Origin of the sequence: Microtetraspora malaysiensis, from assembly GCF_050947145.1 — a bacterium.
GTDB classification, from domain to species: Bacteria; Actinomycetota; Actinomycetes; order Streptosporangiales; family Streptosporangiaceae; genus Microtetraspora_A; species Microtetraspora_A malaysiensis.
In genome coordinates this window covers 3,650,084-3,676,451 of the sequence record NZ_CP191998.1, presented here as the reverse complement: position 1 = coordinate 3,676,451, position 26,368 = coordinate 3,650,084, and the positions used below count along the sequence as shown (strand labels likewise).

25 protein-coding genes are annotated in these 26,368 nt (G+C 71.2%); 8 read left to right on the top strand and 17 right to left on the bottom strand.

What is annotated here, in order from left to right; translation table 11 throughout:
• Positions 1 to 19: 19 nt before the first annotated feature.
• Both ACQP1V_RS17300 and ACQP1V_RS17295 read right to left on the bottom strand, forming a co-directional pair.
• The gene (locus tag ACQP1V_RS17300; RefSeq protein WP_433424092.1) at positions 20 to 1,174 is read right to left on the bottom strand and encodes an RtcB family protein; all 1,155 of its coding nucleotides are present in this window, start codon (positions 1,172 to 1,174) and stop codon (positions 20 to 22) included.
• Between the two features lie 196 nt (positions 1,175 to 1,370).
• Positions 1,371 to 2,216, bottom strand: coding sequence for a TrmH family RNA methyltransferase (locus tag ACQP1V_RS17295; protein WP_433424089.1), 846 nt, complete (start codon positions 2,214 to 2,216; stop codon positions 1,371 to 1,373).
• Between the two features lie 555 nt (positions 2,217 to 2,771).
• On the opposite strand from ACQP1V_RS17295, the gene ACQP1V_RS17290 reads away from it, so the two are divergent.
• Complete coding sequence (locus ACQP1V_RS17290; protein ID WP_433424087.1) at positions 2,772 to 3,950, top strand: cytochrome P450; 1,179 nt, start codon at positions 2,772 to 2,774, stop codon at positions 3,948 to 3,950.
• Between the two features lie 281 nt (positions 3,951 to 4,231).
• On the opposite strand, the gene ACQP1V_RS17285 is transcribed toward ACQP1V_RS17290, so the two are convergent.
• Complete coding sequence (locus tag ACQP1V_RS17285) at positions 4,232 to 4,729, bottom strand: GNAT family N-acetyltransferase (protein ID WP_433424084.1); 498 nt, start codon at positions 4,727 to 4,729, stop codon at positions 4,232 to 4,234.
• A 70-nt stretch (positions 4,730 to 4,799) separates the two neighbouring features.
• Between ACQP1V_RS17285 and ACQP1V_RS17280 the strand changes: the two genes are divergently transcribed.
• Positions 4,800 to 5,759 (top strand): LysR family transcriptional regulator, encoded by a 960-nt coding sequence (locus ACQP1V_RS17280; protein ID WP_433424082.1) that lies wholly within the window; start codon positions 4,800 to 4,802, stop codon positions 5,757 to 5,759.
• Between the two features lie 52 nt (positions 5,760 to 5,811).
• Here the strand turns inward: ACQP1V_RS17280 and ACQP1V_RS17275 are convergent, their stop codons facing one another.
• The 3 genes from ACQP1V_RS17275 to ACQP1V_RS17265 all read right to left on the bottom strand — a co-directional run bounded on the left by ACQP1V_RS17275 (position 5,812) and on the right by ACQP1V_RS17265 (position 8,305).
• The gene (locus ACQP1V_RS17275) at positions 5,812 to 6,372 is read right to left on the bottom strand and encodes a sigma-70 family RNA polymerase sigma factor (RefSeq protein WP_433424079.1); all 561 of its coding nucleotides are present in this window, start codon (positions 6,370 to 6,372) and stop codon (positions 5,812 to 5,814) included.
• A 322-nt stretch (positions 6,373 to 6,694) separates the two neighbouring features.
• The gene (locus ACQP1V_RS17270) at positions 6,695 to 7,705 is read right to left on the bottom strand and encodes an aldo/keto reductase (RefSeq protein ID WP_433424076.1); all 1,011 of its coding nucleotides are present in this window, start codon (positions 7,703 to 7,705) and stop codon (positions 6,695 to 6,697) included.
• Positions 7,706 to 7,765: 60 nt separating this feature from the next.
• Positions 7,766 to 8,305 (bottom strand): TetR/AcrR family transcriptional regulator, encoded by a 540-nt coding sequence (locus tag ACQP1V_RS17265; protein ID WP_433424075.1) that lies wholly within the window; start codon positions 8,303 to 8,305, stop codon positions 7,766 to 7,768.
• Positions 8,306 to 8,389: 84 nt separating this feature from the next.
• Here ACQP1V_RS17265 and ACQP1V_RS17260 point away from each other — a divergent pair, with 84 nt between their 5' ends.
• Both ACQP1V_RS17260 and ACQP1V_RS17255 read left to right on the top strand, forming a co-directional pair.
• Positions 8,390 to 9,412 (top strand): aldo/keto reductase, encoded by a 1,023-nt coding sequence (locus ACQP1V_RS17260; RefSeq protein WP_433424073.1) that lies wholly within the window; start codon positions 8,390 to 8,392, stop codon positions 9,410 to 9,412.
• 152 nt (positions 9,413 to 9,564) lie between these two features.
• Entirely contained in the window at positions 9,565 to 11,166 is a 1,602-nt protein-coding gene (locus tag ACQP1V_RS17255) for an ABC-F family ATP-binding cassette domain-containing protein (protein WP_433424070.1), read from the top strand.
• Between the two features lie 52 nt (positions 11,167 to 11,218).
• Here the strand turns inward: ACQP1V_RS17255 and ACQP1V_RS17250 are convergent, their stop codons facing one another.
• The 8 genes from ACQP1V_RS17250 to ACQP1V_RS17215 form a co-directional block, all read right to left on the bottom strand.
• Positions 11,219 to 12,151 (bottom strand): S66 peptidase family protein, encoded by a 933-nt coding sequence (locus tag ACQP1V_RS17250; protein WP_433424067.1) that lies wholly within the window; start codon positions 12,149 to 12,151, stop codon positions 11,219 to 11,221.
• A gap of 13 nt (positions 12,152 to 12,164) precedes the next feature.
• On the bottom strand, positions 12,165 to 13,088 hold the full coding sequence (locus ACQP1V_RS17245) for an ABC transporter ATP-binding protein (protein WP_433425864.1): 924 nt from the start codon (positions 13,086 to 13,088) through the stop codon (positions 12,165 to 12,167).
• Between the two features lie 26 nt (positions 13,089 to 13,114).
• Positions 13,115 to 14,095, bottom strand: a complete 981-nt coding sequence (locus tag ACQP1V_RS17240; RefSeq protein WP_433425862.1) for an ABC transporter ATP-binding protein — start codon at positions 14,093 to 14,095, stop codon at positions 13,115 to 13,117.
• Positions 14,096 to 14,142: 47 nt separating this feature from the next.
• Positions 14,143 to 15,039: an ABC transporter permease gene (locus tag ACQP1V_RS17235; RefSeq protein ID WP_433424064.1), complete on the bottom strand. Its 897-nt coding sequence runs from the start codon at positions 15,037 to 15,039 to the stop codon at positions 14,143 to 14,145.
• Positions 15,036 to 16,076 (bottom strand): ABC transporter permease, encoded by a 1,041-nt coding sequence (locus tag ACQP1V_RS17230; protein ID WP_067140532.1) that lies wholly within the window; start codon positions 16,074 to 16,076, stop codon positions 15,036 to 15,038. The genes ACQP1V_RS17235 and ACQP1V_RS17230 overlap by 4 nt, the downstream gene beginning before the upstream one ends.
• Positions 16,069 to 17,958 carry an ABC transporter substrate-binding protein gene (locus ACQP1V_RS17225; RefSeq protein WP_433424061.1) on the bottom strand — a complete coding sequence of 630 codons (1,890 nt, stop codon included), beginning with the start codon at positions 17,956 to 17,958 and terminating at the stop codon, positions 16,069 to 16,071. Before ACQP1V_RS17225 ends, ACQP1V_RS17230 begins: the two co-directional genes overlap by 8 nt.
• A gap of 211 nt (positions 17,959 to 18,169) precedes the next feature.
• Positions 18,170 to 18,805, bottom strand: a complete 636-nt coding sequence (locus tag ACQP1V_RS17220) for a protein-L-isoaspartate(D-aspartate) O-methyltransferase (protein ID WP_433424058.1) — start codon at positions 18,803 to 18,805, stop codon at positions 18,170 to 18,172.
• A 2-nt stretch (positions 18,806 to 18,807) separates the two neighbouring features.
• Positions 18,808 to 19,926 carry a CapA family protein gene (locus ACQP1V_RS17215; RefSeq protein ID WP_433424055.1) on the bottom strand — a complete coding sequence of 373 codons (1,119 nt, stop codon included), beginning with the start codon at positions 19,924 to 19,926 and terminating at the stop codon, positions 18,808 to 18,810.
• 73 nt (positions 19,927 to 19,999) lie between these two features.
• Here ACQP1V_RS17215 and ACQP1V_RS17210 point away from each other — a divergent pair, with 73 nt between their 5' ends.
• The 4 genes from ACQP1V_RS17210 to ACQP1V_RS17195 all read left to right on the top strand — a co-directional run bounded on the left by ACQP1V_RS17210 (position 20,000) and on the right by ACQP1V_RS17195 (position 23,771).
• Positions 20,000 to 20,482 (top strand): nuclear transport factor 2 family protein, encoded by a 483-nt coding sequence (locus ACQP1V_RS17210; RefSeq protein ID WP_433424052.1) that lies wholly within the window; start codon positions 20,000 to 20,002, stop codon positions 20,480 to 20,482.
• Positions 20,483 to 20,599: 117 nt separating this feature from the next.
• Positions 20,600 to 21,778 (top strand): hypothetical protein, encoded by a 1,179-nt coding sequence (locus ACQP1V_RS17205; RefSeq protein WP_433424050.1) that lies wholly within the window; start codon positions 20,600 to 20,602, stop codon positions 21,776 to 21,778.
• On the top strand, positions 21,778 to 22,584 hold the full coding sequence (locus ACQP1V_RS17200) for an SDR family oxidoreductase (protein ID WP_433424047.1): 807 nt from the start codon (positions 21,778 to 21,780) through the stop codon (positions 22,582 to 22,584). Before ACQP1V_RS17205 ends, ACQP1V_RS17200 begins: the two co-directional genes overlap by 1 nt.
• A 14-nt stretch (positions 22,585 to 22,598) precedes the next feature.
• A complete protein-coding gene (locus tag ACQP1V_RS17195; protein WP_433424044.1) occupies positions 22,599 to 23,771 on the top strand; it encodes a sulfotransferase family protein in 1,173 nt (390 codons plus the stop codon).
• Between the two features lie 13 nt (positions 23,772 to 23,784).
• Here the strand turns inward: ACQP1V_RS17195 and ACQP1V_RS17190 are convergent, their stop codons facing one another.
• The 3 genes from ACQP1V_RS17190 to ACQP1V_RS17180 form a co-directional block, all read right to left on the bottom strand.
• Complete coding sequence (locus ACQP1V_RS17190) at positions 23,785 to 24,450, bottom strand: response regulator (RefSeq protein ID WP_433424041.1); 666 nt, start codon at positions 24,448 to 24,450, stop codon at positions 23,785 to 23,787.
• Positions 24,447 to 25,598: a sensor histidine kinase gene (locus ACQP1V_RS17185; protein ID WP_433424038.1), complete on the bottom strand. Its 1,152-nt coding sequence runs from the start codon at positions 25,596 to 25,598 to the stop codon at positions 24,447 to 24,449. Before ACQP1V_RS17185 ends, ACQP1V_RS17190 begins: the two co-directional genes overlap by 4 nt.
• A gap of 145 nt (positions 25,599 to 25,743) precedes the next feature.
• A complete protein-coding gene (locus tag ACQP1V_RS17180; protein WP_387418234.1) occupies positions 25,744 to 26,349 on the bottom strand; it encodes a helix-turn-helix domain-containing protein in 606 nt (201 codons plus the stop codon).
• Between the last annotated feature and the right edge of the window lie 19 nt (positions 26,350 to 26,368).

Sequence of the window (26,368 nt, the reverse complement as noted above, 5' to 3'; positions counted from 1 at the left end):
ATCCCCGGTGACGGCCGCCCTACCCCTTGTAGTTGAAGACCTGCCGCAGGGTGTGCTCGACCTCGACGAGGTCCCGCTGGTCCTCCATCACCTGGTCGATCGGCTTGTACGCCTCAGGGTGCTCGTCCACCAGCGCCGTCGCCCGGTCGGCGTTCCAGGTGCGGCCGGCCATCGCCTCGGCGAGCGACTCCGCCGACAGCCTGCGCCGCGCCTCGGCCCGCGACATGCGACGGCCCGCGCCGTGCGAGCAGGAGTTGTACGACGACGGGTTGCCGCGACCGCGCACGATGTACGAGCGCGTGCCCATCGAGCCGGGGATCACGCCGTGGTCGCCGACGTCCGCCTTGATGGCGCCCTTCCGGGTGATCCACATGTCCTTGCCGTGGTGGCGCTCCTGCTCCGTGAAATTGTGGTGGCAGTTGATCGTTCGCACCCGCTCGCCCGTGCCGACGACGGAGAACAGCGCGTCGGAGAGCACCGTGTCCATCCGGGCGCGCGAGGCCATGGCGTACTGCTGAGCCCAGAGCATGTCGCGGATGTAGCCGGTGAACTCGGGGGTGCCCTGGACGAGGTAGGCCAGGTCCGGGTCCTCAAGCGTGATGAAGTAGCGCGCCATCAGCTTCTTGGCCTCGGCGATGTGCCGGGTCGCGAGCTGGTTGCCGATGCCGCGCGAGCCGGAGTGCAGCACCGTCCAGACTCGGTCGCGCTCGTCCAGGCAGACCTCCACGAAGTGGTTGCCCGAGCCGAGGGTGCCGAACTGGCAGGCCGTGGTGTTCCGCTGCTTGGTCGAGAGCTCTGTGTGCGGATGGCCGATCGCGTCGAGCGCGTCGTCGATCGCCGGATCATCGTGGCCCTTGCCGACGCCGGCCGGGATGCGCCGCTCGACGAGCGGCATCAGCGCGTCCAGGCTGTCGGGCAGGTCGGCGGCGGTGAGGGTCGTCTCGGTCGCGACCATGCCGCAGCCGATGTCGACGCCGACGGCGGAGGGGATGATCGCCCCCTGGGTTGGGATGACGGAGCCGACCGTGGCGCCGAGGCCGACATGCGCGTCCGGCATCAGCGCGACGTGGCCGGGCACGAACGGGAGCCGGGCGGCGCGGGCCGCCTGCTCGATGGTGCCCTGTTCGATGTCGGTTGCCCACGAGAGCAGGTTCGGGGCGACCCGGTTCGGCATGGTTGCTCTCCTTTACGTCGCCGCCAAGTCTGCCCGGGACATGATGAAGAATCGACTCATTTGATCTCGTGCCGGGTTCGGCACGGCGAGAGTCCGGAGCCGGCTTCTCGAAGCCGGCGGCGCGCGCCTCCGAGATCGGCGGGGCGGGCCGTCAGCCCGGTCCGGCTCAGCAAGGCGAGATTGCGTTCGGCCAGGCTCAGCGCCCGCTGCGGCGTTGGCGGGCGGCCTCGTACAACGTCACGGTCGCCGCGCTGGCGGCGTTCAGGGAACTGGCCGAGCCGGCCATCGGGATGCGCGCCATGATGTCGCACGCCTGCCGCCATCCCGCGCTCAGCCCGGTGGTCTCGTTACCGATGACCAGCAGGGTGGGGCCGGTCAGGTCCAGTTCGGCGACGTCGCAGCTGCCGTTCTCGTCGGTGCCCACCACCAGGAGCGGCAGGCCTTGGGCACGCAGCTGTGCCACCCACGCGAGCACCTCTCGGTGCGAGGGGGACCGCACCACCGGCAGCGCCAGCAGCGACCCGGTGGAGGCCCGCACCGAGCGAGGATCATAGGGGTCGGCGGCGTGCCCGGTGACGATCAGGCCCGTGCCGCCGAATGCGTCCAGTGAACGTGCCATCGTCCCGATGTTGCCGGGGTTGTTCGGCCGGTCGAACACCACGCCCAGGAAAGACGGCCCCACGTGGATGCGGGACAGCTCATCGTCCGGCAGCTCGACCACCGCCACCAGCTCGGGCACGTCCTCGTCTTTGCCGCCCAGCTCCCGCAGCAGGTCGGGGGCCATGGCCACCCGCTCGCCGCCGGCCGCCTTGAGCATCTGCCTGGCCCAGGTCGACAGCGGCCGCTCGGCGTCGTAGAGGAGCGTATGCACCGGCCAGTCGAACTCGATCGCCAGGCTGATCGGGCGCACGCCCTGGATCAGGAACTCCTTGGCCCGCTGCCGCTTGGTCCGGTTGCCCAGCAGGGCCTGCCACTGCTGGAAGCGCGCGTTCGCCCGCGTGATGCGCAACTGCGCCGATGCCGATTGCCCCCGATCAACCACGCTCTACAGAATAGGATCAGTTTCACCATGTGATGGCAAGCCATGCGTCGCCGGCAGACGTGGCCTTTGCTCCCCATGAACGCCGAACGGTCCTGGCCCGAGCCACGCGGCGCGCGCTGCCGCCCCCTGCCGGGGCGCCCACGACCTCGCGTTTCTCCTGGTCAGGCGGCCGGCCATCAGGGTCACGGAGGCCCGGCTGAGGTGTGTCTCGCTGCGTTCGGGCTTGCTCGGCCACAACCGGGTCCGCCTACGGCTTATGCCGCATACCGGGACACATCCCGAGAATCTGGAAGAAATCTAAAGAAATCCGCTTTCGTCGGGAACTTCGCGGCGCGCTGGAACGACATGTCTCTATGGGGGGCTCTCATCGTCGGCGTACCAGCGACCGGTCGCGCGGAGGGAGCGGCCGGATGTCGGACGCGAAGGGCATCGACATCCCGCGGGGACGACTGCCACCGGCCGTCGCCACGGCGCCCTCCGACCCTTGGACCAACCTCGGCGTCGGCGCGCTTCCCCGCGCACCGGCGCCGGGCGAAACAATGAGGATCCGAATAGATGTCAGAGACGGAATTTCCCCTCGTGCAGTTCATGCGAGAGGGGATGGACCCGGTGCCCGAGCTCGCCCGCATCCGGGCCGAGCAGCCGGTCTATCCGCTGCCCATGCCGGACGGCTCCACGGTGTGGCTGGTCACCCGATATGAGGACGTGCGCGCCGTACTCGGCGACCACAACAGGTTCAGCAACGACTTCGGGAACGTCATCGCCGCCGGTTCCCAGCAGGACGACCCGGGCGGGCTCGGCTTCCGCGACCCGCCGGAGCACACCCGGCTGCGCCGCTTCCTGACCCCCGAGTTCACCGTACGGCGGCTGCGCCGGCTGGAGCCCCGGATCGAGGCCATCGTCACCGAGCGCCTCGACGCGATGGAGAAGGCCGGCACCCCGGCCGACCTGGTCCAGTCCTTCGCCCTGCCCATCCCCTCCCTCGTGGTGTGCGAGCTGCTGGGCGTGCCGTACGAGGAGCAGGCCGACTTCCTGCGCCTCAGCACCGGCCGGTTCGACTTCTCGGCCGGCCCCGAGGCGTCGTTGCAGGCGATCAACGACTCGATGACGTACCTGCGGAAGCTGGTCGCGCGCGAGCGGGAGAACCCCGGTGACGGCCTGCTCGGCATGCTGATCCGCGACCACGGCGACGACATCAGCGACGAGGAGCTGGCCAGCCTCTCCGACGGGTTGCTGACCGGTGGCCACGACACCAGCACGAGCATGCTCGCCCTGGGCACCCTGTGGCTGCTGCAGCACCCCGAGCACCTCGCGCTCGTCCGTGACGGCGACGAGGAGCAGGTCGGCCGGGTGGTGGAGGAGCTGCTGCGCTACATGACCGTGGTGCAGGTCGCCTTCCCGCGCTTCGCCCGCGAGGACCTCGTCCTGGCCGGGCAGCCGATCGCGAAGGGCCAGATGGTCCTCTGCTCGCTGGCCGCCGCCAACCGCGACCCGCAGCTCGGACCGGACACGGAGACCGTCATCCCGGAGCGCGATGCCTCGTCGCACCTCGCGTTCGGGCACGGTATCCACCGCTGCGTGGGCGCGCCGCTCGCGCGGATGGAGATGCGCATCGCCTACCCGGCGCTGCTGCGACGCTTCCCCGAGCTGCGCCTCGCCGTACCGGCCGAAGAGGTGGAGTTCCGGAAGATCGCGATCGTGTACGGGCTGGAGGCCCTGCCCGTGGAGTGGTGACCGTCCCGGTTTCACCTCCGCGTCGCGCCGTGAAGTGAGGACGCCGGGCCCGGATCCCCGGCCCGGCGTCCCGCCGCTTCGAACGCCCCGACCCGCCCACGGCGCGGGGTGAGCACCCGAGAGCTCTACCCGATAGACCTCGTCGACGGCGCCAATCAGTGAATCGACGCCGGGGGTGAGGTTCCGTGTCGGGAGATGACCGATCTGCTCATCGCAATAGCCGGCCACAAAGCCCACGGGGGAGGCGATGCGTCCCGTTCACCCGAGAATCGTCAGCAGAATCACTGGAGGGGCAGCTCCATCAGGATGTCGGCACGCGCGTAGTAGTCCGCCACGGGCAGTTGCTCGCGGGTGATGCGGGTGAATCCGGCACCCTCGTACAGGTGGATCGCCGGAGCGAGTCGTGAGTTGGTGCCGAGGAAGACGCGCCGGGCGCCCAGCTCGCATGCTCGGGCCACCGCTGCCGCGACGAGCTTTCGCCCGATGCCCTGCCCCTGTGCCTGCGGGGTCACCCCCATTTTGGCCAGTTCGACGACCTTGTTCGGGTAGGGGACGAGCGCCACGCATCCCACAACCACTCCGCCCCCGATGCGGGCCACGAGGACATCGCCGCCTGGGGCGACGATCTGCCCGAAGGGATCCTTCAGCACCTTGCGATCGTCGTCGGTGAGAGTGAAGAGTCGGCTGATCCACTCCTCGTTGATCTGTCGGAACGCCTCGGCATCGGCTTCGGATGCCAGAGGCTCGATGCGAGGTTCTGCGCTGACCAAGGGAGGCATAGTTCAAGTGTGGAGCGCACGCATCAAGAACTCCAATATCTATAATGTCGGAAATCGATAAGCTGAGACTATGGATAGCCCGATCGAGTTCCGGCATCTGCGTTACTTCGTCGCCGTCGCCGACGAGCTCCACTTCGGTCGTGCCGCGCAACGTCTGCGGATCGCTCAGCCGGCGCTCTCGCAGCAGATCCGCCAGCTTGAGAGACTGATCGGCGCGACGCTCTTCGAGCGCACGTCCCGATCCGTGCGCCTCACCGCCGCGGGCGAGGCGTTCCTACCGCGCGCCCGCGACCTCCTTGACCGGCTGTCCGCGGACGTGACCGAGGCTGCGCGCGTCGCGCGAGGCGAGGCCGGGAGGCTCGACGTCGCCTTCATCTCCTCAGCCGCCAGCGCGTTGAGCTTGGCGCTGCGCACCTTTACCCAGGATCGACCGGAGGTGCAGGTGCGGCTCCATGAAGGGTTCACCAGCACCACACTGGACCGGTTGGAGCGGGGCACCGCCGACGTCGGAATCGTTCGAGACGCCGACGAGCGGGATGGGATCACCCTGACCCCGCTCGTGAATGAAGAGTTCCTGGCCGTGATGCCATCGACGCATCCGTTGGCGACGAGCGGCACGGTCACCGCCGCGCAATTGGTTTCGTCGCCGCTCGTGCTGTTCCCACCGAACGCCGGACCCCGCGCCCATGCACGGAATCTCCAGCCCTTCCGCGAGGCGCTCCTCGATCCTCAGATCATCTTCGAGGGATCGGAATGGAACACCATCCTCCACCTCGTCGCCGCTGGGATCGGCGTCACCATTGCCCCACGGGGCGCAACACAACCATTGCCCGAAGGCACTGTGATCGCTGAACTCGCCGACACGAACGCGCGTAGCACCGTCCAGCTCGCCACCCGCGTCGGCGACGACAGGCCGCTTGTTCGTGAGTTCCAGAACATCGTGGGTGCCAATACGGTGTCCATGGATCAAACGAATGTCCGAAAAGCACGGCGGTCAGCGGCCGCCACCGCGAGCACCGTCACATCATGATTGATGGGGGTCCTCGCTTATCTCGCGATGACGCAGAGCCCTCCAGCCCCGGTCAGGCGGCCCGTTCGGCGTCGAGCAGCGACGTGGCGAGCTGGCCGCGGGCCCGCGCCACCCGGGAGCGCACCGTACCGACCGGGCACTCCATCAGCTCCGCCGCCTCGGAGTACGGCAGGCCCATGATCTGCGTGAGCACGAACGCGACGCGGCGATCGCGCGGCACCTCGGCGAGGAGCGCGTCCAGCGCCACCGTGTCGTCCGGGCCGGGCAGCCCGCCCGACTGGGACCGTTCCGCGGCCGTACTCCAGTCGGGCACGTCGGCGATCACGGGCCGGGCGGCGGCCGAGCGGATCCGGTCGACGACGACCCGGCGGGCGATGGCGCGCAGCCACGTACGGGCGGAGGCCCGTCCGGCGAACCGGGGAAGGCTGCCGAGGACCCGGAGGAACGTCTCTTGGGTGAGGTCCTCCGCCGACTGGGCGTCGGTCAGGTAGACGAGGAACCGCAGCACATCGGGATAGACGGCGCGGGTGAACGCCTCGACGTCGGCGGGGCCGCCCGCGCGGGCCGCGAGGGCGAGCACGGTCAGCCGCTCGTCGTCGGAGATCCGGTCCACGGCCGCCCCGTCGTGTGCCGTGCCGGCAACTCGGCCGCCGCTCGTGAGTTCCGAGGCCCTGCCGCCTGTGCGATGCGCGACACGGGCACCACTCGCGCGTTTCAGGGGTCGATCGCCGCTCCCTAGATCCGGGACGGGGGCGTCGCTCGCGCGCTGGAGGACTCGTGCCGGAGGCGATGCCGGCTCGTCGGGGGACACGTACGCAATCCTCGCAGTTGGGTACGTCGGTACGCAGATCGGCCCGTGCTGTCCCCGGCCGGAGGGCCACGTCAATCCCAGGGCGTCCCGCCCAAAGGTGCGGGGCACGAACGGGCAGCGGGGCCTACGCTCCGCCGGGCAGGGGCGCCAGTGGGCTGACCAGGCCGGAGGCGCGCAGGGCGGTCCAGAAGCCGGCGGGGATCTCCTCGTCGAGAGCGGCGAGGTCTTCGGCGATGCGGCTGGGCTTGGTGGCGCCCGCGACGACCGCCGTGGAGACGGGGTGGGCGAGGGAGAACTGGAGAGCCGCGGCCTTGATGCTCACGCCGTACTCGTCGGTGAGCTGCTTGAGCCGCCGGACCTTCTCCACGATCTCCGGCGGCGCGTCCTGGTACTCGAAGTGGGTACCGCCGGCGAGGATGCCGGAGCTGTAGGGACCGCCGACGACCATGCCGACGCCCTGCTCTTCGGCCATGGGCAGCAGCCGCTGCAGGGCGTGCTCGTGGTCGAGCAGCGTGTACCGGCCGGCCAGTAGGAACCCGTCGGGCCGCGGCTCGTCCAGGGCGAGCGTGAGCTCGATCGGCTCGGTGCGGTTGACGCCCAGCCCCCAGGCCTTGATGACCCCTTCGTCACGCAGCCTGGACAGCACCCGGAAGGCGCCCGTTCGGGCCTCTTCGAACTTCTGCAGCCAGACGTCGCCGTGGAAGTCCTGGGCGATGTCATGCACCCACAGAATGTCCAGACGGTCGACCCCCAGCCGCTCGAGGCTGCCCTCGATGGAGCGCTCTGTGGCTTCGGCCGTCCACTCGTGGACGATCGTGTTGGGGCGCCCGTGCTCGAACAGATCGCCCTTCTCTCCGAGGTCGCGGGACCCGCTTTCGACCTCGTCCAGGATGACGCGGCCGACCTTGGTGGAGAGCACGAACGAGTCCCGCGGCTTCTGGGACAGCAGTCCACCGAGCCGGATCTCGGAGAGGCCGGCACCGTAGAGCGGGGCCGTGTCGTAGTAGCGGATGCCGTGATCCCAGGCGGCGTTCAGCGTGGCGGTCGCCTCGTCGTCCGGAACGGAACGGAACATGTTCCCCAGCGGCGCCGAACCGTATCCGATGCGTCCGGGAAGGATCTGATCGAGCTTCACAGCGATTTCCTTTCAGGGGGGCGCGTCAGCGGCCTGCCTGAGTGAAGCCAGCCTCCTAGCCTAAGGCTGGGTCCGTAGCCCGTCGAAGACCACGGCGAGCGCGCGGTCGCGCAGTCCGGGGTCCCAGCCTTGCTGCTGGGCGGCCAGGCAGGCCGCGCTGAGCAGTGCGAGCAGCTCCGGCATGCCCACGTCCGGCCGCACCGCGCCGGCGCGCTGTGCCCGGACCAGCAGCGTCTCGATCGGCCCGCGTAGGTCGGGGGACCCGGCTTTGGGATCCACGCCGGCGGCGCTGAGCGCGTCCACGAACACCTTCTTGGTCGTCGCGTGCTCCACGATCATGGCGAAGAACGTGAAGAGCGCCCGGCCGGGGTCGCCGCCCTCGCCCAGCTCGGCCGCCCGCTCGGCCAGCCGCCGCGTCCGGTCGGCCACGATCGCCTGGTAGAGGGCTTCTTTGGTGGGGAACTGCCGGTAGATCGTGCCCACACCGACCCCGGCGAGCTCGGCGACGGCGCGCATCGACGCGGCCAGGCCGTCGCGGGCCAGCACCTCTTCGGCCGCCTCCAGCACTCGGGCCCTGTTGCGCTGGGCGTCCGCGCGCATGCCGCTCCTCCTCGTTGACAACCGGAACACGTGTTCCGTAACGTGCCCACCCGGAACACGCGTTCCGATTCTAGGAGGTTCACTGTGGAATACCGGAACTTGGGCCGCTCCGGACTGCGCGTCTCGCGCGCCTGCCTGGGCACCATGAACTTCGGCACCGCCAACGGCCTGGCCGCCACCGGCGAGGCCGAGGCCCGCCGCATCGTCGACGCCTTCCTGGACGCGGGCGGCACGCTCATCGACACCGCCGACCTCTACCACCGGGGCGAGACCGAGGAGATCGTGGGCCGGGCCGTCAAGGGGCGCCGCGACGCGATCGTGCTGGCCACCAAGGGCGCGATGCCCACCGACCACGAGCCGCGCGGCCTGTCGCGCCGCCGGCTCACCGCCGCGCTGGACGCCAGCCTGCGCCGGCTCGGCACCGACTATGTGGACCTGTACCAGTGCCACCTGTGGGACGAAGGCACGCCGATCGAGGAGACCATGGCCACGCTGCACGACTTCGTGCGCGCCGGCAAGGTCCGCTACCTGGGGTGCTCGAACTTCACCGCCGCCCAGATCGTGCGGGCCCAGTGGGCGGCCGAGCGGGTGGGCGGCACGCCGTTCGTCAGCCTGCAGCCGCAGTACTCGCTCCTGGTACGGGTGATCGAGGAGGAGATCCTGGACGTCTGTGACCAGCTCGGGCTCGGCACGATCGTGTACGGCACGCTCGGCGGCGGCCTGCTCAGCGGCCGCTACCGCAGGGACGCCCAGCCCGACCCGGACAGCCGGATGGGTCGTCTGCTGACCTCCTCCGCACCCGGTTCCCGCGGGTGGGCGGAGTCGCTGCTCACGTCCCGGCACCTGGACATCGCCGAGGAGGTCGCCGCGGTCGCCGCCGGCCTGGGCACCACGCCCGCCGACGTGGCCCTGGCCTGGGTGGCCGGCCGGCCCGGCGTCACGTCGGTCGTCCTCGGTCCTCGCTCCGCCGACCAGCTCACCGCCGCGCTCGCCGCCCTCGACCGCACGCTTCCCCAGGAAGCCCAGTCCCGCCTCGACGAGATCTCCCACGAGCGCCGCGCGCCGTCGAACGGCACGTTCTTCCCACCGCCGCTCCACCGCCGGTGAGCCTGCCGCCGGCGTGACGGCCGGATAATCGGATGCGGTCGGCGGACGGCCCGGGTTACCCTGTCCGCCATGTCGACGCCCCGCATTTCCTAGATCGAGGACCCGCTTCCACGCCACCCGTGTGTCCTCGATCTGTTCCGGAGCGTCATCTAATGATCACCGTTCGCGGTGTCGACCTGCGCGTCGACGCCCGTCTTCTGCTGTCCGGCATCTCCTTCCACATCTCCCCCGGCGACCGCATCGGCCTGGTCGGCCGCAACGGCGCCGGCAAGACCACGCTGATGAACGTCCTGTCCGGGCAGGCCCGGCCGGCCGCCGGGACCGTCCTGCCTACCGGGACGGTGGGCTACCTGCCGCAGGACTCGCGCGCGGCCGACCCGTCGATCACCGTCGCCGACCGCATCCTGTCCGCCCGCGGCCTGGACCGGGCCGTACGCGCCCTGCGCGCCGCCGAGACCGCGATGGCCGAGGCGACGAACCCGGCCGCGCAGGAGCGGGCGATGAACGCCTACGCCCGGGCGGAGGCCCAGTTCCAGGCCGGGGGCGGGTACGCGGCCGAGGCGGAGGCGGCCCGGGTCGCCGCCGGTCTCGGCCTGCCGCCGGGGGTGACCGACCGGCCACTCGGCACCCTCTCCGGCGGCCAGCGGCGGCGGGTCGAGCTGGCCAGGATCCTGTTCGCCGAGCACGGGACGCTGCTGCTCGACGAGCCGACCAACCACCTGGACGCCGACTCGGTGGCCTGGCTGCGTTCCTTCCTGCTCGACCACCGGGGCGGGCTGATGGTGATCAGCCACGACACGGGGCTGCTCGCGGACGTCGTCAACCGGGTCTTCCACCTCGACCCGCACCGGGCCGCGATCGACGTGTACAACACCGGCTGGGCCGCCCACCTCGCCCAGCGGGACGCCGACGACCGTCGCCGGGCCCGCGAGCGGGCGAACGCCGAGCGCAAGGCCGCCTCACTGCACGCGCAGGCGGACAAGATGCGGGCGCACGTGGCGACGGCCGTCGCGGCGAAGAACATGGCGCGCCGCGCCGACCGGATGCTGGCCACCCTGGAGCCGGTCCGGCGCGCGGAGAAGACGGCCCGCATCCGGCTGCCCGAGCCCGCCCCCTGCGGACGGACGCCGCTCGGCGCGGTGAGCCTGGCCAAGGCGTACGGCGGGCGGCCCGTCCTGACCGGCGTGGACCTTGCCGTGGACCGCGGTTCCCGCCTGGTGATCCTCGGGCTGAACGGCGCGGGCAAGACGACGCTGCTGCGGATTCTCGCCGGGCACGACACGGCGGACAGCGGGCGGGTGGTGCACGGCCACGGCCTGCGCCTCGGCTACTTCGCCCAGGAGCACGACACCCTCGACACCGCACGGACCGTACGGGAGAACCTGGCGGCGGCGGCCCCGCACCTGAGCGACGGCGAGGCGCGCCGGGTGCTCGGCGCGTTCCTGTTCAGCGGGGACGACGCCGACAAGCCGGCCGCGGTCCTGTCCGGCGGTGAGAAGACCCGGCTGGCCCTGGCCGGGCTGGTCCACTCCGGCGCGAACGTGCTGCTGCTGGACGAGCCGACCAACAACCTCGACCCGGCTTCCCGAGACGAGGTTCTGGCGGCGGTCGGCGCCTATCCGGGCGCGATCGTCATGGTGACCCACGATGAGGGCGCCGTCCGGGCGCTGCGCCCCGAGCGCGTCCTGCTGCTCCCGGACGCCGACGAGGACCTGTGGAGCGACGACTACCTGGACCTGATCGCGCTCACCTGATCCGGTACGCCCCCGGGGGCGGCACGTAAGAGTGCCGCCCCCGGGGAGCAGTTCAGGAGGTGAGGACCGGCTCCAGGAAGCGGAGCGTGCCCGCCTCGGTGTCGAGCCGGGCCCGGACACCGATGGGGTAGGTCTGCATCGAGATCCCGTGCCCGATGTCGGCCCCGGCGAGGACGGGCACGCCGAGGTCGCCCAGCCGCTCCGCCAGCATCCGGTCGACGTCGCGCGGCTCGCCGCAGTTGGTGAACGTGCCGAGCAGGATGCCGGCCACGCCGTCGCTGTAGGTGGCCCGGCGGAGCTGGGTGATGTACCGGTCCATCCGGAACAGCTCCTCGTCCACGTCTTCGAGGAAGAGGATCGCCCCGCGCGCGGGCAGCGAGGTGTCGGTGCCGAGCGAGGCGGCCAGCAGCGTGGCGGTGCCGCCCAGGGTGTGGCCCTCGGCGACGCCGGGCACGACCGTCCGGGCGTCGGGGAAGACCAGTTCGGTCACCGACTCCGGGTGGAAGAGCAGCTTCATCAGTTCGTCGAAGTCGTACTCCCCCGGCCCCTGGTAGAAGCCGTCGCAGGCGACCATGGGCCCGAACAGCGAGACCCAGCCGAGCTTGACCGCGATCGCCTCCAGCAGCGCGGTCACGTCGGAGTACCCCACCACGACCTTGGGCCGGGCCGGGTCGATCGCCGACCAGTCGACCAGTTCGAGCGTGCGCTGCATGCCGTACCCGCCGCCGGCGCAGAAAACCGCGTCGTACGCGGGGTCGCCGAGCGCCTTGGTCAGGTCGGCCGCCCGCAGGGCGTCGCCGCCCGCGAGGTAGTCGTACTCGGTGCCGCCGACGCGGGTGGAGGAGAACACCTCGGGCTTGAGGCCGACCTCCTCCATGGCGGCCAGGCCGCGGTCGAGGTTCGCCTGGTTGGGCGGGCTGCTGGCGGCGACGACCGCGACCCGGGCGCCGGGCCGCAGAGCGGGCGGGTGGAGGAAATCGGTCACGGGAAGAGCTCCTTCATTGGACGAGGTGGCAGGCGGCGAGGCTGGACGCCGACGGGTCGCCGGTCAGGACGGGCAGGTCCTGGCCGTCACAACGCGAGTCCTGCTCGGCCGCCCTGAGCGGGCATCGGGGGTGGAAGCGGCAGCCGCCGGGGACGGAGGTCGGGTCCGGCGGCTCGCCGGTGAGCAGCACGGGCGGCTCTCCGGAGTCCGGCAGCACCGACAGCAGGGCCCGCGTGTACGGGTGCTTGGGGCGCAGCAGCACCTCCTCGACCGTACCCGTCTCGACGATCCTGCCGAGATACATGACGGCGACACGGTCCGCGATGTTCCAGGCCAGGCCGAGGTCGTGGCTGACGACCAGCGCGGACAGGCCGAGCGAGTCGCGCAGCTCCAGGATCAGTTTGAGGATCTCACCCCGGACCGAGGCGTCGAGCGAGGCAACCGGCTCGTCGGCGACGATGACCGACGGTTCGAGCGCGAGCGCCCCCGCGATGACGACGCGCTGTTGCTGACCGCCGGACATCTCGTGCGGGAACCGGCCCGCGAACTGCTCGGGCGGGCGCAGCCCCGCCTTGGCCAGCGCGGCGTGCACCCGCTCGCCGAGCCGGTCGGTCAGGCCGTGCAGCCGGGGGCCTTCGGCGACGGCGTCGAAGACGTTCTGCCTGGGGTTGAGCGCGCCGCCCGGGTCCTGCAGGACGAGCTGGGTGTGGCGACGGTACGCCTTGAGCGCGGCGGCGGAGTAGCCGAGCGGCACTCCGTCGCTGAGCACCTGGCCGCCGGTGGGTTTGACCAGCCCGACCAGCGCTCTGGCCAGCGTGGACTTGCCGCATCCGGACTCGCCGACGAGTGCGACGATCTCGCCCTGCCCCACCTGCAGGTTCACCCCGTCGACGGCGCGCGCGGGGGCGGCGCCGCGGCGCGCCGGGTAGGTGACCATCAGGTCGCGGACTTCGAGCACGGGCTTCACGCTCCGCTCCCTTCCAACACGCGCAGGCACGCGGCCTCGCGCCCCGGGCCGCTCGGCCACAGCTCCACGGTCTCGGTACGGCAGGCGTCCATGGCCTCGGGGCAGCGCGGCTCGAAGGCGCAGCCCCTGCTCTCGTTCAGCTTGGCCAGCTCGGACGGCGTGGGCGGGTCACCGGGCAGCCCCGCGGGCGCGAGCCGCGAGGCCGGGTCGCCGATCGTCGGGAAGGCCCGGCCGAGCGCCCGCGTGTACGGGTGCCGCGGCTCGGTGATGAGCTGCTTGGACGGGCCGATCTCGGCGATCTGCCCCGCGTACATGACGGCCAGCCGCTCACACATGTGGGACAGCACCGACAGGTCGTGGCTGATCATGATGACGCCGATGCCCGACTCGCGCACCAGCTCGCCGAGCAGATTCAGCACCTGTGCCTGGACCATGACGTCGAGCGCGGTGGTCGGCTCGTCCGCGATGATCAGGTCGGGGCGGCAGGCGAGCGCCATCGCGATCATGATGCGCTGGCGCTGGCCGCCGGAGAACTCGTGCGGGTACGAGCCGAGCCGCCGCGACGGCAGGCCGACGCTGTCGAGCAGTTCGGCCGCCCGCGCGCGGGCCGTCTTCTGGCCGACCTTGTCGTGCAGCAGGATGGGCTCGCAGATCTGCTCGCCGATCGTGCGCACCGGGTTGAGGGCGCTCATCGCGCCCTGGAACACCACGGAGGCCGCCGACCAGCGCACCGCGCGCAGCCGTGCCCACTTGGCGGTCAGCAGGTCCTCGCCCTCGAACAGAACCTGGCCGGTCACCTGGGCGGAGGACGGCAGCAGCCGGAGCAGGCTGAGCGCCATCGTCGACTTGCCCGAGCCCGACTCTCCGGCCACGCCGAGGGTCTGGCCGCGGTCGAGGGTGAAGCTGACCCCGCGTACGGCGGGCACGGTCCGCCCGCCGCCCTGGTAGTTCACCCGCAGGTCGCGCACGTCGAGCATGGGCACCGCGGCCCGCTCCTCCGGCGTGTGGCTCTGATCCGTCGCCGTCACCGGCCCACCATCCTCGGGTTGAGCACGTGCTCGACGGCCCGGCCGACGAGCGTGAAGCCGAGCACGACGATGAGGATCGCGATGCCCGGCGGCATCAGGTACCACCACGCGCCCGCCGTCACCGCGCCGCCCAGGAACGCCGCCTGGAGCATCGACCCCCAGGTCACGCTGGTCGGGTCGCCGAGGCCCAGGAAGGTCAGCGTGGCCTCCGACAGGATCGCCGAGGCGACGGTGAGCGTGCTGGAGACGAGGATCAACGGCATGACGTTGGGCAGCACGTGCCTGATCATGATCTGGGTGTTGCCCGCGCCCAGCACCTTCGCCCGTTCGATGAACGGCCGCGCCTCGACGGAGAGCGTCTGGGCCCGGACGAGGCGAGCGGTCGCGGTCCACGAGGTGACCGCGATGGCGATCGTGATCGACGCCGCGCCCTGGCCGAGCACGGCCGAGAGCGAGATGGCCAGCGGCAGGCTGGGCAGCGCGATGAACCAGTCGGTCACGTGCATGAGGATCTTGCCGATCCAGCCCTGGTAGTGCCCGGCGAGCAGACCGACCGTGCTGCCGAGGACCACGGTGAGCGCGGTGGCGATGAGGCCGATGCTGAGCGACTCGCGCGCGCCCCAGATGACCAGCAGCAGGACCGAGCGGCCCGCCTGGTCGGTGCCGAGCGGGTAGCCGTCGACGGGTGGCGACAACTGCGGGCCGTCCACCTTGATGACGTTGAGCTGGTCGTCGCCGATGAACAGCGGCGCGGCGAGGGCGAGCACGCCGAAGGCGACGAGCAGGCCGAGCCCGGCCAGCCCGGCGGGCCGCTTGGCGAACGCGCGGCAGAAGCGGCTGAACGCGTGGTGGCGCGGGACGTCGAGCCCGGCCAGGGTGTCGAGCGCGCTCATTGGGCCCGCACTCTCGGGTCGAGGAAGCGGTAGACCACGTCCGCCAGCAGGTTCATGATGATCACACTCGCGCTGAAGACGATGAAGGTGCCCTGAAGCAGGGGCAGGTCGGGGATCCTGAGCGCCTCGTAGGTCAGATAGCCGAGGCCGGGCCAGGAGTAGACGGACTCCACCGTGATCGCGCCGCTGACCAGGATGCCGAGGTGCATGAAGATCATCGTGACCGAGGGCAGCAGCGCGTTCGGCACCGCGTGACGGCGCCGTACGGCGTCGTCGGTCAGGCCCTTGGCCCTGGCGGTCAGCAGGTACGGGCTGCCCATCTCATCGATGATCGAGGAGCGCATGACCGTCACGTACTGGGCGAAGACCACGAGCACCATGGTCAGGCAGGGCAGCACCAGGTGCTTGGCCACGTCGACGATGTGCGCCCAGCCTTCCTGCGGCAGCGACGGGTCGCTCATGCCGCCCGCGGGCAGCAGGCTCGGGATCGGGCCGATGCCCACGCTGAAGGCGATCAGGAGGATCATGCCGAGCCAGAAGGTCGGCACCGACCACAGCATGAGTGAGGAGCTCGACGCGATCCGGTCGAACAGGCTTCCGTGCCGCCAGCCGCTGCGGATGCCCAGCCATAGGCCGAGCGCGATCGACAGGGCCGCGGCCGTGCCCATGAGGAGCAGGGTCGGCCCGAGCCGGTCGAGCACCAGCGACGAGACCGACTGCTGGAACTGCCAGGAGTAGCCGAGTTCACCCTTGAGCGTGTTGCCGACGAAGGTGAGGAACCGCTGCCAGATCGGGTCGTCCAGGCCGAGCTGGAGGCGTACCTGGACGAGCTGCGCCTCACTCGTGGGGCGGCCCCTGGTCAGGGTGCGGACCGGGTCGGCCGGCATCAGGCTGAAGATGACGAAGCCGATGACCAGCGTGACCATGAAGCTGACCAGGGCCGCGACCAGCTTGGAGCCGAGGTAGGGCAGGAGGTCGGATCGCCTGACCCCCTGCCCCTTGGCCTTGGCGGGGCCCGCGGTGGTGAGACTACTCACGGTCGTCCGCGCCCGAGCGGCGCTTGAGCGCGATCCCGCCGCCGACGAGGATGACGAGCAGGGCGACACCGCCGATCCACAGCGCGCTGCCACCGCTCTCCTCCTTGGCCGCGGTCGCCTTGGCGGCGACCGGCGTGGCCTTGAGGTAACCCCAGAACGAGTAGCTCTGCGCCGGGTACATGCCCTGCGCGTCCGGCTGTCCGGTGACTATCCCGGTCACAGTGTCGGTACGGGCCACGTCGAGCATGTTGTGGTTGAAGTGCATCTGGTTGACGTCGGCCTTGTAGAGGATGCTCTGCATCTCACCGACGATCTTGGCCCGCTCGGCCTGGTCGAACGTGGTGCGCTGCTTGTTGAACAGCTCGTCGTACTTCTCGTCGCAGAAGAACGAGTCGGTGTTGCCCGCGGTGCCGTCGTCCTTGGGCAGCGCGGCGCAGGTCTGGATGCCGAGCAGGAAGGTCGGGTCGGGGCCGGTGGTCCAGCCGTCCATCAGCAGGTCCCAGTCGCCCTTGGCCAGGTCGCTGTTGAGCGCGCTCATGCTCAGGGTCTGGATCTTAAGCTTGATGCCGACCGTCTCCAGCCAGCCCTTGAGGTAGTTGGAGATGCCCGCGTCGTCCGTGTCGTCGGCGTGGATGCCGAGGCGCAGCTCCAGCGGCTTGCCGCTCTTGGGGTCGACGCGTACGCCGTCGCCGCCCTTGGTGTAGCCGGCGTCGTCGAGGATCTTGTTCGCCTGGTCGAGGTCGAACGGCGTCTCCTCGCCGGGGGCCGGCTTCCAGGTCCACTGCGGCCAGGCCGGGGGCAGGTAGCCGGCGCCCTCCACGGCCAGACCGTCGCGCACCTTGGCGACAAGGGTCTTCCGGTCGGTGGCGAGCGCGATCGCGTGGCGCACCACCGGGTCGCCCAGCGCCGGGTGGCCGGTGCCGATCTTCTTGCCGGTGCGGGTGCGGGCGTTGTAATTGATCTCCAGGCCGGTCCAGCCGTTGCCGACCTCCTGGATGGTCTGCAGGTTCTTGTCCGCCTGCAGCGCCTTGAACTGGGTCGGGTTGATGCCGTGGATGTAGTCGAGCTGGCCGCTGCGCAGCGCGGCGACCGCGGCGTCCACCGACTTGAAGCTCTGCTGGACCATGTGGTCGAAGCCGGGCTTGCCGAGGACGAAGTCCTTGTTGGCGTCGAACTTCGCGTACTGCTCGGGCTTGTAGTCCGTGAGCGTCCACGGGCCGTAGCCGACGAGCGGGAAGGTGTCGTTCTTGTAGTCCTTGAGGTTCTTCGCCTGCGACTCCCAGATGTGCTTCGGCACGATCGGGATGCCGCTGCGGGGGACGCTCACATAGGTGACGTTGGCCTGGGGCTCCTTGGTCTTGATGACCAGGGTCGTCGCGTCGGGCGCGGTGACCGACTCGAAGTTGCTGACCAGCGAACCGTTGGCGGTGCCCGCGACCGCGTCGGTCATGATCAGGTTCAGCGTCCAGGCGGCGTCCTCAGCCGTGATCGGCGTGCCGTCGCTCCACTTCAGGCCGTCCCTGAGCGTGAAGGTCCAGGTCAGCTTGTCGTCCGACTGCGTCCACGACTCGGCGAGGTAGGGGCCGGGGCTGCCCTGCTCGTCGAGGGAGTTGAGCGTCGGGTAGACCCCGGCGAAGACGTCGTAGGCGCCGTCGAAGAAGGCGAGGAACGGGTTCAGCGTGTCGACGCCGGAGCCCGACATCTTCACCCGCAGTGTGGTCTCTCCCTGCCCCGACGGCGCGGACGCCGCGGCGGCGGATCCGGACGATGACGCGGTCGCGGTCGCGGTTCCGGCGGGGAGCGTGACGCCGGCGAGCAACGTCCCGCTCAGCGCGCAGGCGGCCAGGGCCGACCGGCCGCGCCGCGAATTGCTTGTCCCCATTGATATCTCCTGGGTGGTTCAGCAGCTATGTGTCCAGGAATGGTGGCGATCACGGATCACATCCCCAAGAGCCGTGAGGCTTTACGGCCCTCAGCATCGAAAAACGCGACGGTTCTGCTTTTCCGGCCTCACGGGGGCCTAGCCTGAGCCGGTACGAGCGCCGCTTCCGGAGACCCCGGGTCAGTGCGGTAGCCGTACCGGGAGAGCCTGGTCAGCGCGGGTAACCGTACCGGCCGTGGAGGCGGACGAACCTCGCCAGCGTGAGGACCTCGCGGCGCTCCAGCCCGGCCGGGACGCGCTCGAACAGCACGACCTCCTCCTGCCCGCCGGTGCCGATCGGCTGCACCAGGCGGCCGCCGACCCGGAGCTGCCCGGTCAGCGGCGCGGGCACCTCAGGATAGGCGGCCGACACGAGGACCGCGTCGTACGGCGCGCGCTCGGGCACCCCGCGACTTCCGTCGCCCGTGAAGACCTCGACGTTGCCCACGCCGTGGCGGGCCAGGTTGTTCCGGGCCTCCGCGCAGAGGTCGGGCCGCAGCTCGATCGTCACGACGTCGGCAGCGAGGCGCGCGAGCAGCGCGGTCTGGAAGCCGAGGCCGGTGCCGACCTCCAGCACGTGCTCGATCCCGGTCAGCCCCAGCCCCTCGATCATCCGCGCCGACAGCGACGGCTGGGTGGTCACCTGGCCGTGCCCGATCGGCAGCGGCACGTCGTCGTAGGCCCCGTCGGCGAGGTCGGCCGGGACGAAGCCGGCCCGGGGCGTCGTCCGCACCGCGGCGAGCAGGCGCTCGTCGCGGACGCCCTCGGCCCGCAGGATCTCGGCGAGGGACTCGGGGGACCCGGGCACGGTCACGCCTCTCGCGCCGCGAGCATGCCGTCGTCGTCGGGATCGCCGACGACCCGGACCCCGAAGCCGTGGCTGACGCGGTCGAGGGTCGCCCGCAGCCACTCGACGTCGTCCGGCGCGGCGCGGCACAGCCGCATCCGCCGAACCCGCAACGGCGCCATGCGCAGCGCGGTCGCCCGCCCCGACTCGGGGTCGAGCGAGGCGAAGTACAGCAGGCGCAGGTCGTCGCGGAACTCCTCGTACCCGGTGATGCCCTCGTAGTCGTCCACCAGGTCGCCGCAGCCGTACAGCACGATCCGGCCCCGGTGCAGCTCGATCGGGCGTGGATGGTGCGAGGAGTGGCCGTGCACGAGGTCGACGCCGCCAGCCACGAGCGCGTGCGCGAACCGGACCTGCGTCCGGGAGACCCGGTACCCCCAGTTGGAGCCCCAGTGGATGGAGGCGACGGCGAGGTCGCCGGGCCGCTTCGCGCGGCGGACCCGCTCGGCGATCGCCGCCGCCGCGTCCTCGGAGAGGTCGTCGACGAAGTCCACGCCGGAGCGGCCCGCGGTCGCCGCCCAGTCCTCCGGGATGCCGCTGGAGGCCATGCCGAACGAGAAGAACAGCAGCCGCCCGCCTCCCGGCAGCGGCACGGCCACCGGCGCCCGCGCCTGGTCCGCGTCCCGCCCGGCGCCGGCGGCGGGCAGACCGGCGGCGGCAAGGGCGTCCAGAGTCTCGGCGAGGCCCGCGCGGCCGAAGTCCAGGACGTGGTTGTTGGCGAGCGCGCACGCGTCCGGCCGGGCCGCGGCCAGGCAGGGCAGGTTGGCCGGGTTCATGCGGTAGTGGACGCCTTTGCCGGGGACGAACGCGCCGTCGCACGTGACGCTCGTCTCCAGGTTGAGCAGCCGCGCGTCGGGGGCGGCCTCGTCGAGCAGCGCGAGCGCCTCGCCCCAGGGCCAGGTGACGTCCACCGGGCTCGGGATCGGCCCGTTCACCGCCTCGGCCAGTTCGACGTACGTCCGGGCGTCGCCGACGTGCGCCTCGCGCAGCGCGGGGTTGCCGGGGTGCGGCAGGATCTGGTCCACACCGCGGCCGAGCATGACGTCGCCGCCGAGGAACAGCGTCACCGGACGCGCGCCCATACCTCCATGCTATGCCGAGCGAAAATAGAACAAGTTCTTGCCAGCGCGCCGCCGGTCGGTGATGCTGAAGCGCATGGATCCGACCACACTCGAAGAGATCCGCCGGGCCAAGTACCGCTACCTGCGCTGCCTGGACCTCAAGCTCTGGGACGACTTCGCCGACACCTTCACCGACGACGCCGTCGCGGCGTACGACACCCCCATGCTCCGCGAGCCGCTGCGCCTGGCCGGGCGGGACGCCATCGTCGGCTACATGCGCGCCACCCTGGGCGCCGGCATGATCACCACGCATCTCGTCAGCCACCCCGAGATCGAGGTCGGCGACGACGACGCCACGGGGAGCTGGTGCCTGGAGGACACGGTCATCGTCATGGAGCACCGGCTGCTGATCCGGGGCGCCGGCTACTACCGGGACACCTACCGGCGCTGCCCGGACGGGCGGTGGCGGATCAGCGGCACCGGCCACGAGCGGACGTACGAGTTCTCCGTCTCCCTCGACGACCTGCCGAGCCTGCGGTTCACCGCGAACCGCTGGGCGTCTCCCGCCGGGGCCTGACCGGCGGCGAGCACCTCGGCGTCGGCATTGACCATCTCCTAGAACCAGTTCTACTCTCACGTGGAGCGAGAACCTACCGCTTCGGTACATATCTGTACCGCGATCCGAGGGGGTCCGGTGGCCACGCAGACATTCGCCCAGGCGATCGCCGAGGCCGAGCGGATCATCCGCTCGGCGCCGCACGTGCGGACCGATCAGGACCTGGCCGAGGGGCTCGACTACCTCTCCGGCAGCATCAAGGCGTCGCTGCACCTGGCCTGGGCCTACGAGCGCGACTTCCCGTACTTCGTCGCCTCCACCGGGCCGTACGCCAAGCTCGGCCTGGACAACCCCGACACGCTCTACTTCCACGCCTACATCCGCGACGACGCGGAGTACGTGGTGTCGGGGCGGCGCGGCACCACGTCCGACCTCAGCTTCCAGGTGCTCAACGGCGACTACTCCCCGGCGCGCTCGCCCGACAGCCTCGCCGCGTTCGACGACCGCGACATCGAGATCGCCCCGGACGGGACGTACGAGCTGCGCTTCGGACCGGCCGGGTCCGGCGGCGGGCCGAACCGTTTCACGCTCGGGCCCGGCTCGGCGATGCTGGTCGTGCGCGAGGTCTTCAGCGACTGGGAGCACGAACGGCCCGGCGAGATCCGGCTGCACCGCGCCGGCACGCTCGGCTCCGCTCCCCCGCCGCGCTCGCCAGAGGCCATGGCCAAGCGCTTCGACGTGGCCGGCCGGATCCTGGTCGCGCGGCTGCGCACGTTCCTCGCCTTCCCCGAGTGGCACTATCTCTCGCTGCCGGTCAACACGATGACGGAGCCGCGGCCCACGCCCGGCGGCCTGGCCACGCAGTACTCCTCCGTCGGGCACTACGACCTCGACGACGACCAGGTCATGGTGATCACGGTGCCGGCCGCCGCCCGCTCGGACGCGCCGTACCAGGGCTTCCAGCTCGGCAGCATGTGGTACGTCTCGCTGGACTACATCAACCACCAGACGAGCCTGACCGCCGACCAGGCCCGGATCGATCCCGACGGGATGATCCGCTACGTCGTCAGCGAGCGCGACCCCGGCCTGGCCAACTGGATCGAGCGCACCGGGCACCGCCGCGGATACCTGCAGTTCCGCTGGCAGCGGCTCGCGCGCGAGCTCAAACCGGAGGACGGCCCCGAGGTGGAGGTGCTCCCGTTCGACGAACTGCCGCGACGCCTCCCCCATTACGAACGGCAGCGGGTGAGCCCGGGGGAATGGGCGGAGCGCGTCGCCGCCCGCCAGATCGCCGTCGCCCGAAGGATGTTGGGCTGATGGCGGCGCAGGACCCCGTGGAGGACCCGATGTCACTGGAGGGCAAGGTCGTCGTCGTCTCCGGCGTGGGGCCGGGCCTCGGCCGCGCCCTCGCCGTGCGGTCCGCGCGCGCCGGAGCCGACGTGGTGCTGGCCGCGCGCACCGAGTCCCGGCTGGCCGAGGTGGCCGAGGAGGTCACGGCGCTCGGCCGCCGCGCCCTGACCGTGCCGACCGACATCACCGACGAGGCGTCGTGCCGCCGGCTGGCCGACGCCGCCCTGGAGGCGTACGGCCGGGTGGACGGCCTGGTGAACAACGCCTTCGCGATCCCGCCGCTGGCCGACCTGGGCACGGTCGACCTCGACGCGGTACGGGCCGGATTCGAGACGAACGTGCTGTCCACGCTGCGACTGACCCGCCTTCTCACGCCCGCGCTCGCCGAGGGCGGCGGCTCCGTCGTGATGGTCAACTCGGCGGTGCTGCGGCACTCGCGGCGCACGTTCGGCGCGTACAAGATGGCGAAGACGGCGCTGCTCTCCATCGCGCAGAGCCTGGCGACGGAGCTGGGGCCGCGGGGTGTTCGGGTCAACTCCATCGCGCCCGGATACATCTGGGCGGACAACCTGAAGTGGTACTTCCGGTCCCTCGCCCGGGAGCGCGGCGTCACCACACGGCAGGTGTACGACGAGACGGCCGCGACGACCGACCTGCGCCGGCTGCCCGAACCCGACGAGGTCGCCGACGTCGCGGTGTTCCTGCTGTCCCCGGCGGCGCGGGCGGTCACCGGGCAGTGCCTGGACGTCAACTGCGGCGAGTGGCACCACTGACCCGGAGGTTCGCGATGACCACAGGACGCGACGCCGTCCGTACGGATGTCGGCACGGTCGAGGATCTGCACGCCTCGGCCCGCAAGATCACCGGCCTGGCCGACTTCGGCGCGGACGCCTACCTGGACGGCCTTGAGGTGCTGCTCGACTCGTACGCGAGGGAGGCGGCGCTCACCCCGCTGGGCCGCCGGGCGCAGCGCTCCTTCCTGCGCGGCGCGCTGGCCGCCCGGCTGTGGTCGGAGGAGGCGTGGCGGCGGCACCCGGAGCACGCGGACGTGCCCGTCGAGCGGCCGATCTTCGTCACCGGGCTGCCGCGCACCGGGACCACGGCGCTGCACCGGCTGCTCACCGCCGATCCCGCGCACCAGGGGCTGGAGGTGTGGCTGGCCGAGGCGCCGCAGCCGCGCCCGCCGCGCGAGACCTGGGCGGACGACCCCGTCTACCGGGCGATCCAGTCCGGCTACGAACGGCATCACGTGGAGAACCCCGAGTTCATGGGGGTGCACTACATCTCGGCCGACATGGTGGAGGAGTGCTGGCAGCTCCTCCGCCAGTCGATGCGGTCGATCTCGTTCGAGTGCCTCGCCCACATCCCGGCGTACTCGGCCTGGCTGGACGGGCAGGACTGGACGCCGGCCTACCGCCGGCACCGGCGCAATCTCCAGCTCATCGGGCTCCGCGACGCCGGCCGGCGCTGGGTCCTGAAGAACCCGAGCCACCTGTTCGCCCTCGACGCGCTCCTCGCGGTCTACCCGGACGCGCTCGTCATCCAGACGCACCGCTCCCCGCGTACGGCGATGGCGTCGATGTGCAGCCTGGCCGCGCACGCGACCGCGGGCTGGTCGGAGGCGTTCACCGAGGCGGTGATCGGGCGAGACCAGCTCGACCTGTGGAGCCGCGGCCTGGACCGGTTCCGCGCCGAACGCGCGAAGCATGACCGGGCACGCTTCTTCGACGTCCACTACGACGACTTCGTCCGCGACCCCATGGGCACGATCGAGGCCGTCTACGCCCACTTCGGGCTGCGTCTCGGCGACGAGGCGCGTACCGCCATGGCGCGGATGCACGACGAGAGCCGCTCCGGCCCACGCCGGCCGGCGCACCGGTACGCGTTGTCGGACTTCGGCCTGACCGGCGAGGAGATCGACGAGCGGTTCGCCGGATACGTGGAGAGCCTGGCACGCTGACCCGGGGCCGGCCTCACCCGCCGGGCCGGATCAGGCCGCTCTCGTAGGCCAGGATGACCAGCTGGACCCGGTCGCGCACCTCCAGTTTCGCGATGGCCCTGGTGATGTGGGTCTTCGCGGTGAGCGGGCTGATGACGAGGCGCTCGGCGATCTGGTCGTTGGACAGTCCACGCGCGACCAGCCGGACCACCTCCAGCTCCCTCGTGGTCAGGGTGGCCATCCGCCGTCCGGTGTCGGGAGCGAGGTCCTGCCGGTGGGTGAACTGCCCGATGACGCGGCGGGTGACGCCCGGGGACAGGAGCGCGTCTCCGGCGGCGACGGCGGCGACCGCGCGGCGCAGCTCGGTCGGCTCGACCTCCTTGGTGAGGAAGCCGCTGGCTCCGGCGCGCAGCGCGGCGAACACGTGGTCGTCGGTGTCGAATGTGGTCAGGATGACGACGCGGCAGCCCGCGGTCGCGGGGTCGGCGACGATGCGGCGCGTGGCGGTGATGCCGTCGGTGCCCGGCATGCGGATGTCCATGAGGATGACGTCGGGGCGGGCGCTCGCGGCCAGCCGTACGGCCTCGGCGCCGTCGGCGGCCTCGCCGACGACCGTGATGTCCCGCGAGCGGGCCAGCAGGCTGCGGAAGCCGGCCCGTACGAGCGCCTGGTCGTCGACGAGGAGCACCTTGATCGTCACGGTGAGGAGTCTGCCAGAGGGAGTCGGGCCTTCACGGCGAAGCCGTCGGGAACCGGCCCGGCGGTGAGCGTGCCCCCGAGGGCGCTCACCCGCTCGCGCATGCCGGCCAGGCCGTGCCCCTCCCTGATGCCGGCGCCGCCGGCGCTCCCGTGTCCGTTGTCGACGACCTCGACGCTGACCGCGTCCGGCTGGTAGGCCACCGTCACCTCGGCCGTGGTCGCCCCGGAGTGCTTGAGCGTGTTGGAGAGGGCTTCCTGCACGACGCGGTAGACCGCGACGGCGCAGGTGGCCGGGACGGCCGAGGGGTCGCCGCGTTCGTCGAGGGTCACCTCCAGTCCGGTGGCGCGGGCGTCGGCGACGAGCGCGCCGAAGGACGCCAGATCGGGCTGGGGCACGGTGCCGGTCGGGGACGTCCGCAGGACGTCGATGAGGGCGGCGAGGTCGGCCATCGCCCGGTTCCTGACGTCCTGGGCGAGGCGGAGCGCGGCGGCGGCCTCGGCCGGCGCCTCTTCCAGAGTGTCCGCGGCGACGTTGAGATGGACGCCGACGACGGCCAGGGTGTGGGCGACGGTGTCGTGCACCTCCTGTGCGACGCGCAGCCGCTCCTCCGCGGCGCGAGCGCGGCCGTCGGTCTCGCGCAGCCGATCGCGCCAGCGCAGCGACGCGGCGTAGAGGAGGCCCGCGCCGGTGATGAACGCCAGCAGCAGCGCCTCACCGACGGTGTGGATGAGGTAGCGGCCCATATTCCGGTCGATGACCCATCGGAAGTCGACGGCGGAGTAGACGAGCTGGGCGACGCCGATGGCGGCCACCCAGCGCACGCGGGGCGTGGCCGCCGCGGTGAAGTACGCCGCCCATATCGGCCAGATCCAGCCGTTGGGGCCTTCGCTGGTGAGGTGGTAGGCGAAGATCGCGGCGATGGACAGCGACAGCACGGCCATCGGCCAGCGGCGTCTGACGAGCAGGAGCGCGCCGAGGAACAGCGCGAGAGGGATCACCGGGACGGGCCCCCGCCAGGGCGACTGCACCCCGGTGGCGAAAGCTACGGCGACGAAGATGACGACGGTCAGCATGGCGAGCGCGCCATCGATGACCTTGGCGGAGTGACGGACGGAAGCGGGTTCGCGCCGCTGTGACAGTGCGGACATGTGACACCTTTCTGGGAGGACGGCGGTCACATTAGGCCGGACCGTGGCCGGCCCGCGTCGTCCGTTCACCGTCACCTGAGCTCCCACCGTTCGCGGTACGCGTACACCGAACGGAGTAACGACGACCTCGAACAGCGCGGAGCGTTCAGTCCGGGACGGCGTCGCGGGACGACGCGCCGCGCGGCTTCGTGCGGACGTGCATCCGTTCGCCCTGCGGCCCGAACAGGCTGAGCACCTCCACCGGCGCCTCCCCTGTGCTGCCGAACCAGTGCGGCAGCCGGGTGTCGAACTCCGCGGCCTCCCCCGTTTTGAGCACGATGTCGTGATCGGCGAGCACCAGCCGCAACTTCCCGCTCAGCACGTACAGCCACTCATAGCCCTCGTGCGTACGCGGGTCGGGCGTGCTGCGGGTGGTGTTGATGATCATCTTGAACGCCTGCGGCCCGCCCGCGTGCTGGGTCAGCGGCATGATCGTCGAGTCCCACTGCTTGATCGGCTTCAACCGCACCCGGGGGTCACCGACCTGCGGCGCGCCGACGAGCTCGTCGAGCGGCACCTGGTAGGCGCGGGCGAGCGGCAGCAGCAGTTCCAGGTTGGGCCGGCGCTCGCCGGATTCGAGCCGGGACAGGGTGCTGGCCGAGATCTCGGTGGCCTCCGCGAGCTGGGTCAGGGTGATGCCGCGTTTCTTGCGCAGCGCGCGCAGCCGCGGGCCCACGGCGGCCAGGACCGCGGCGTCGTCGGTGTTTGCCATATCGGCAAGATAACTTGTC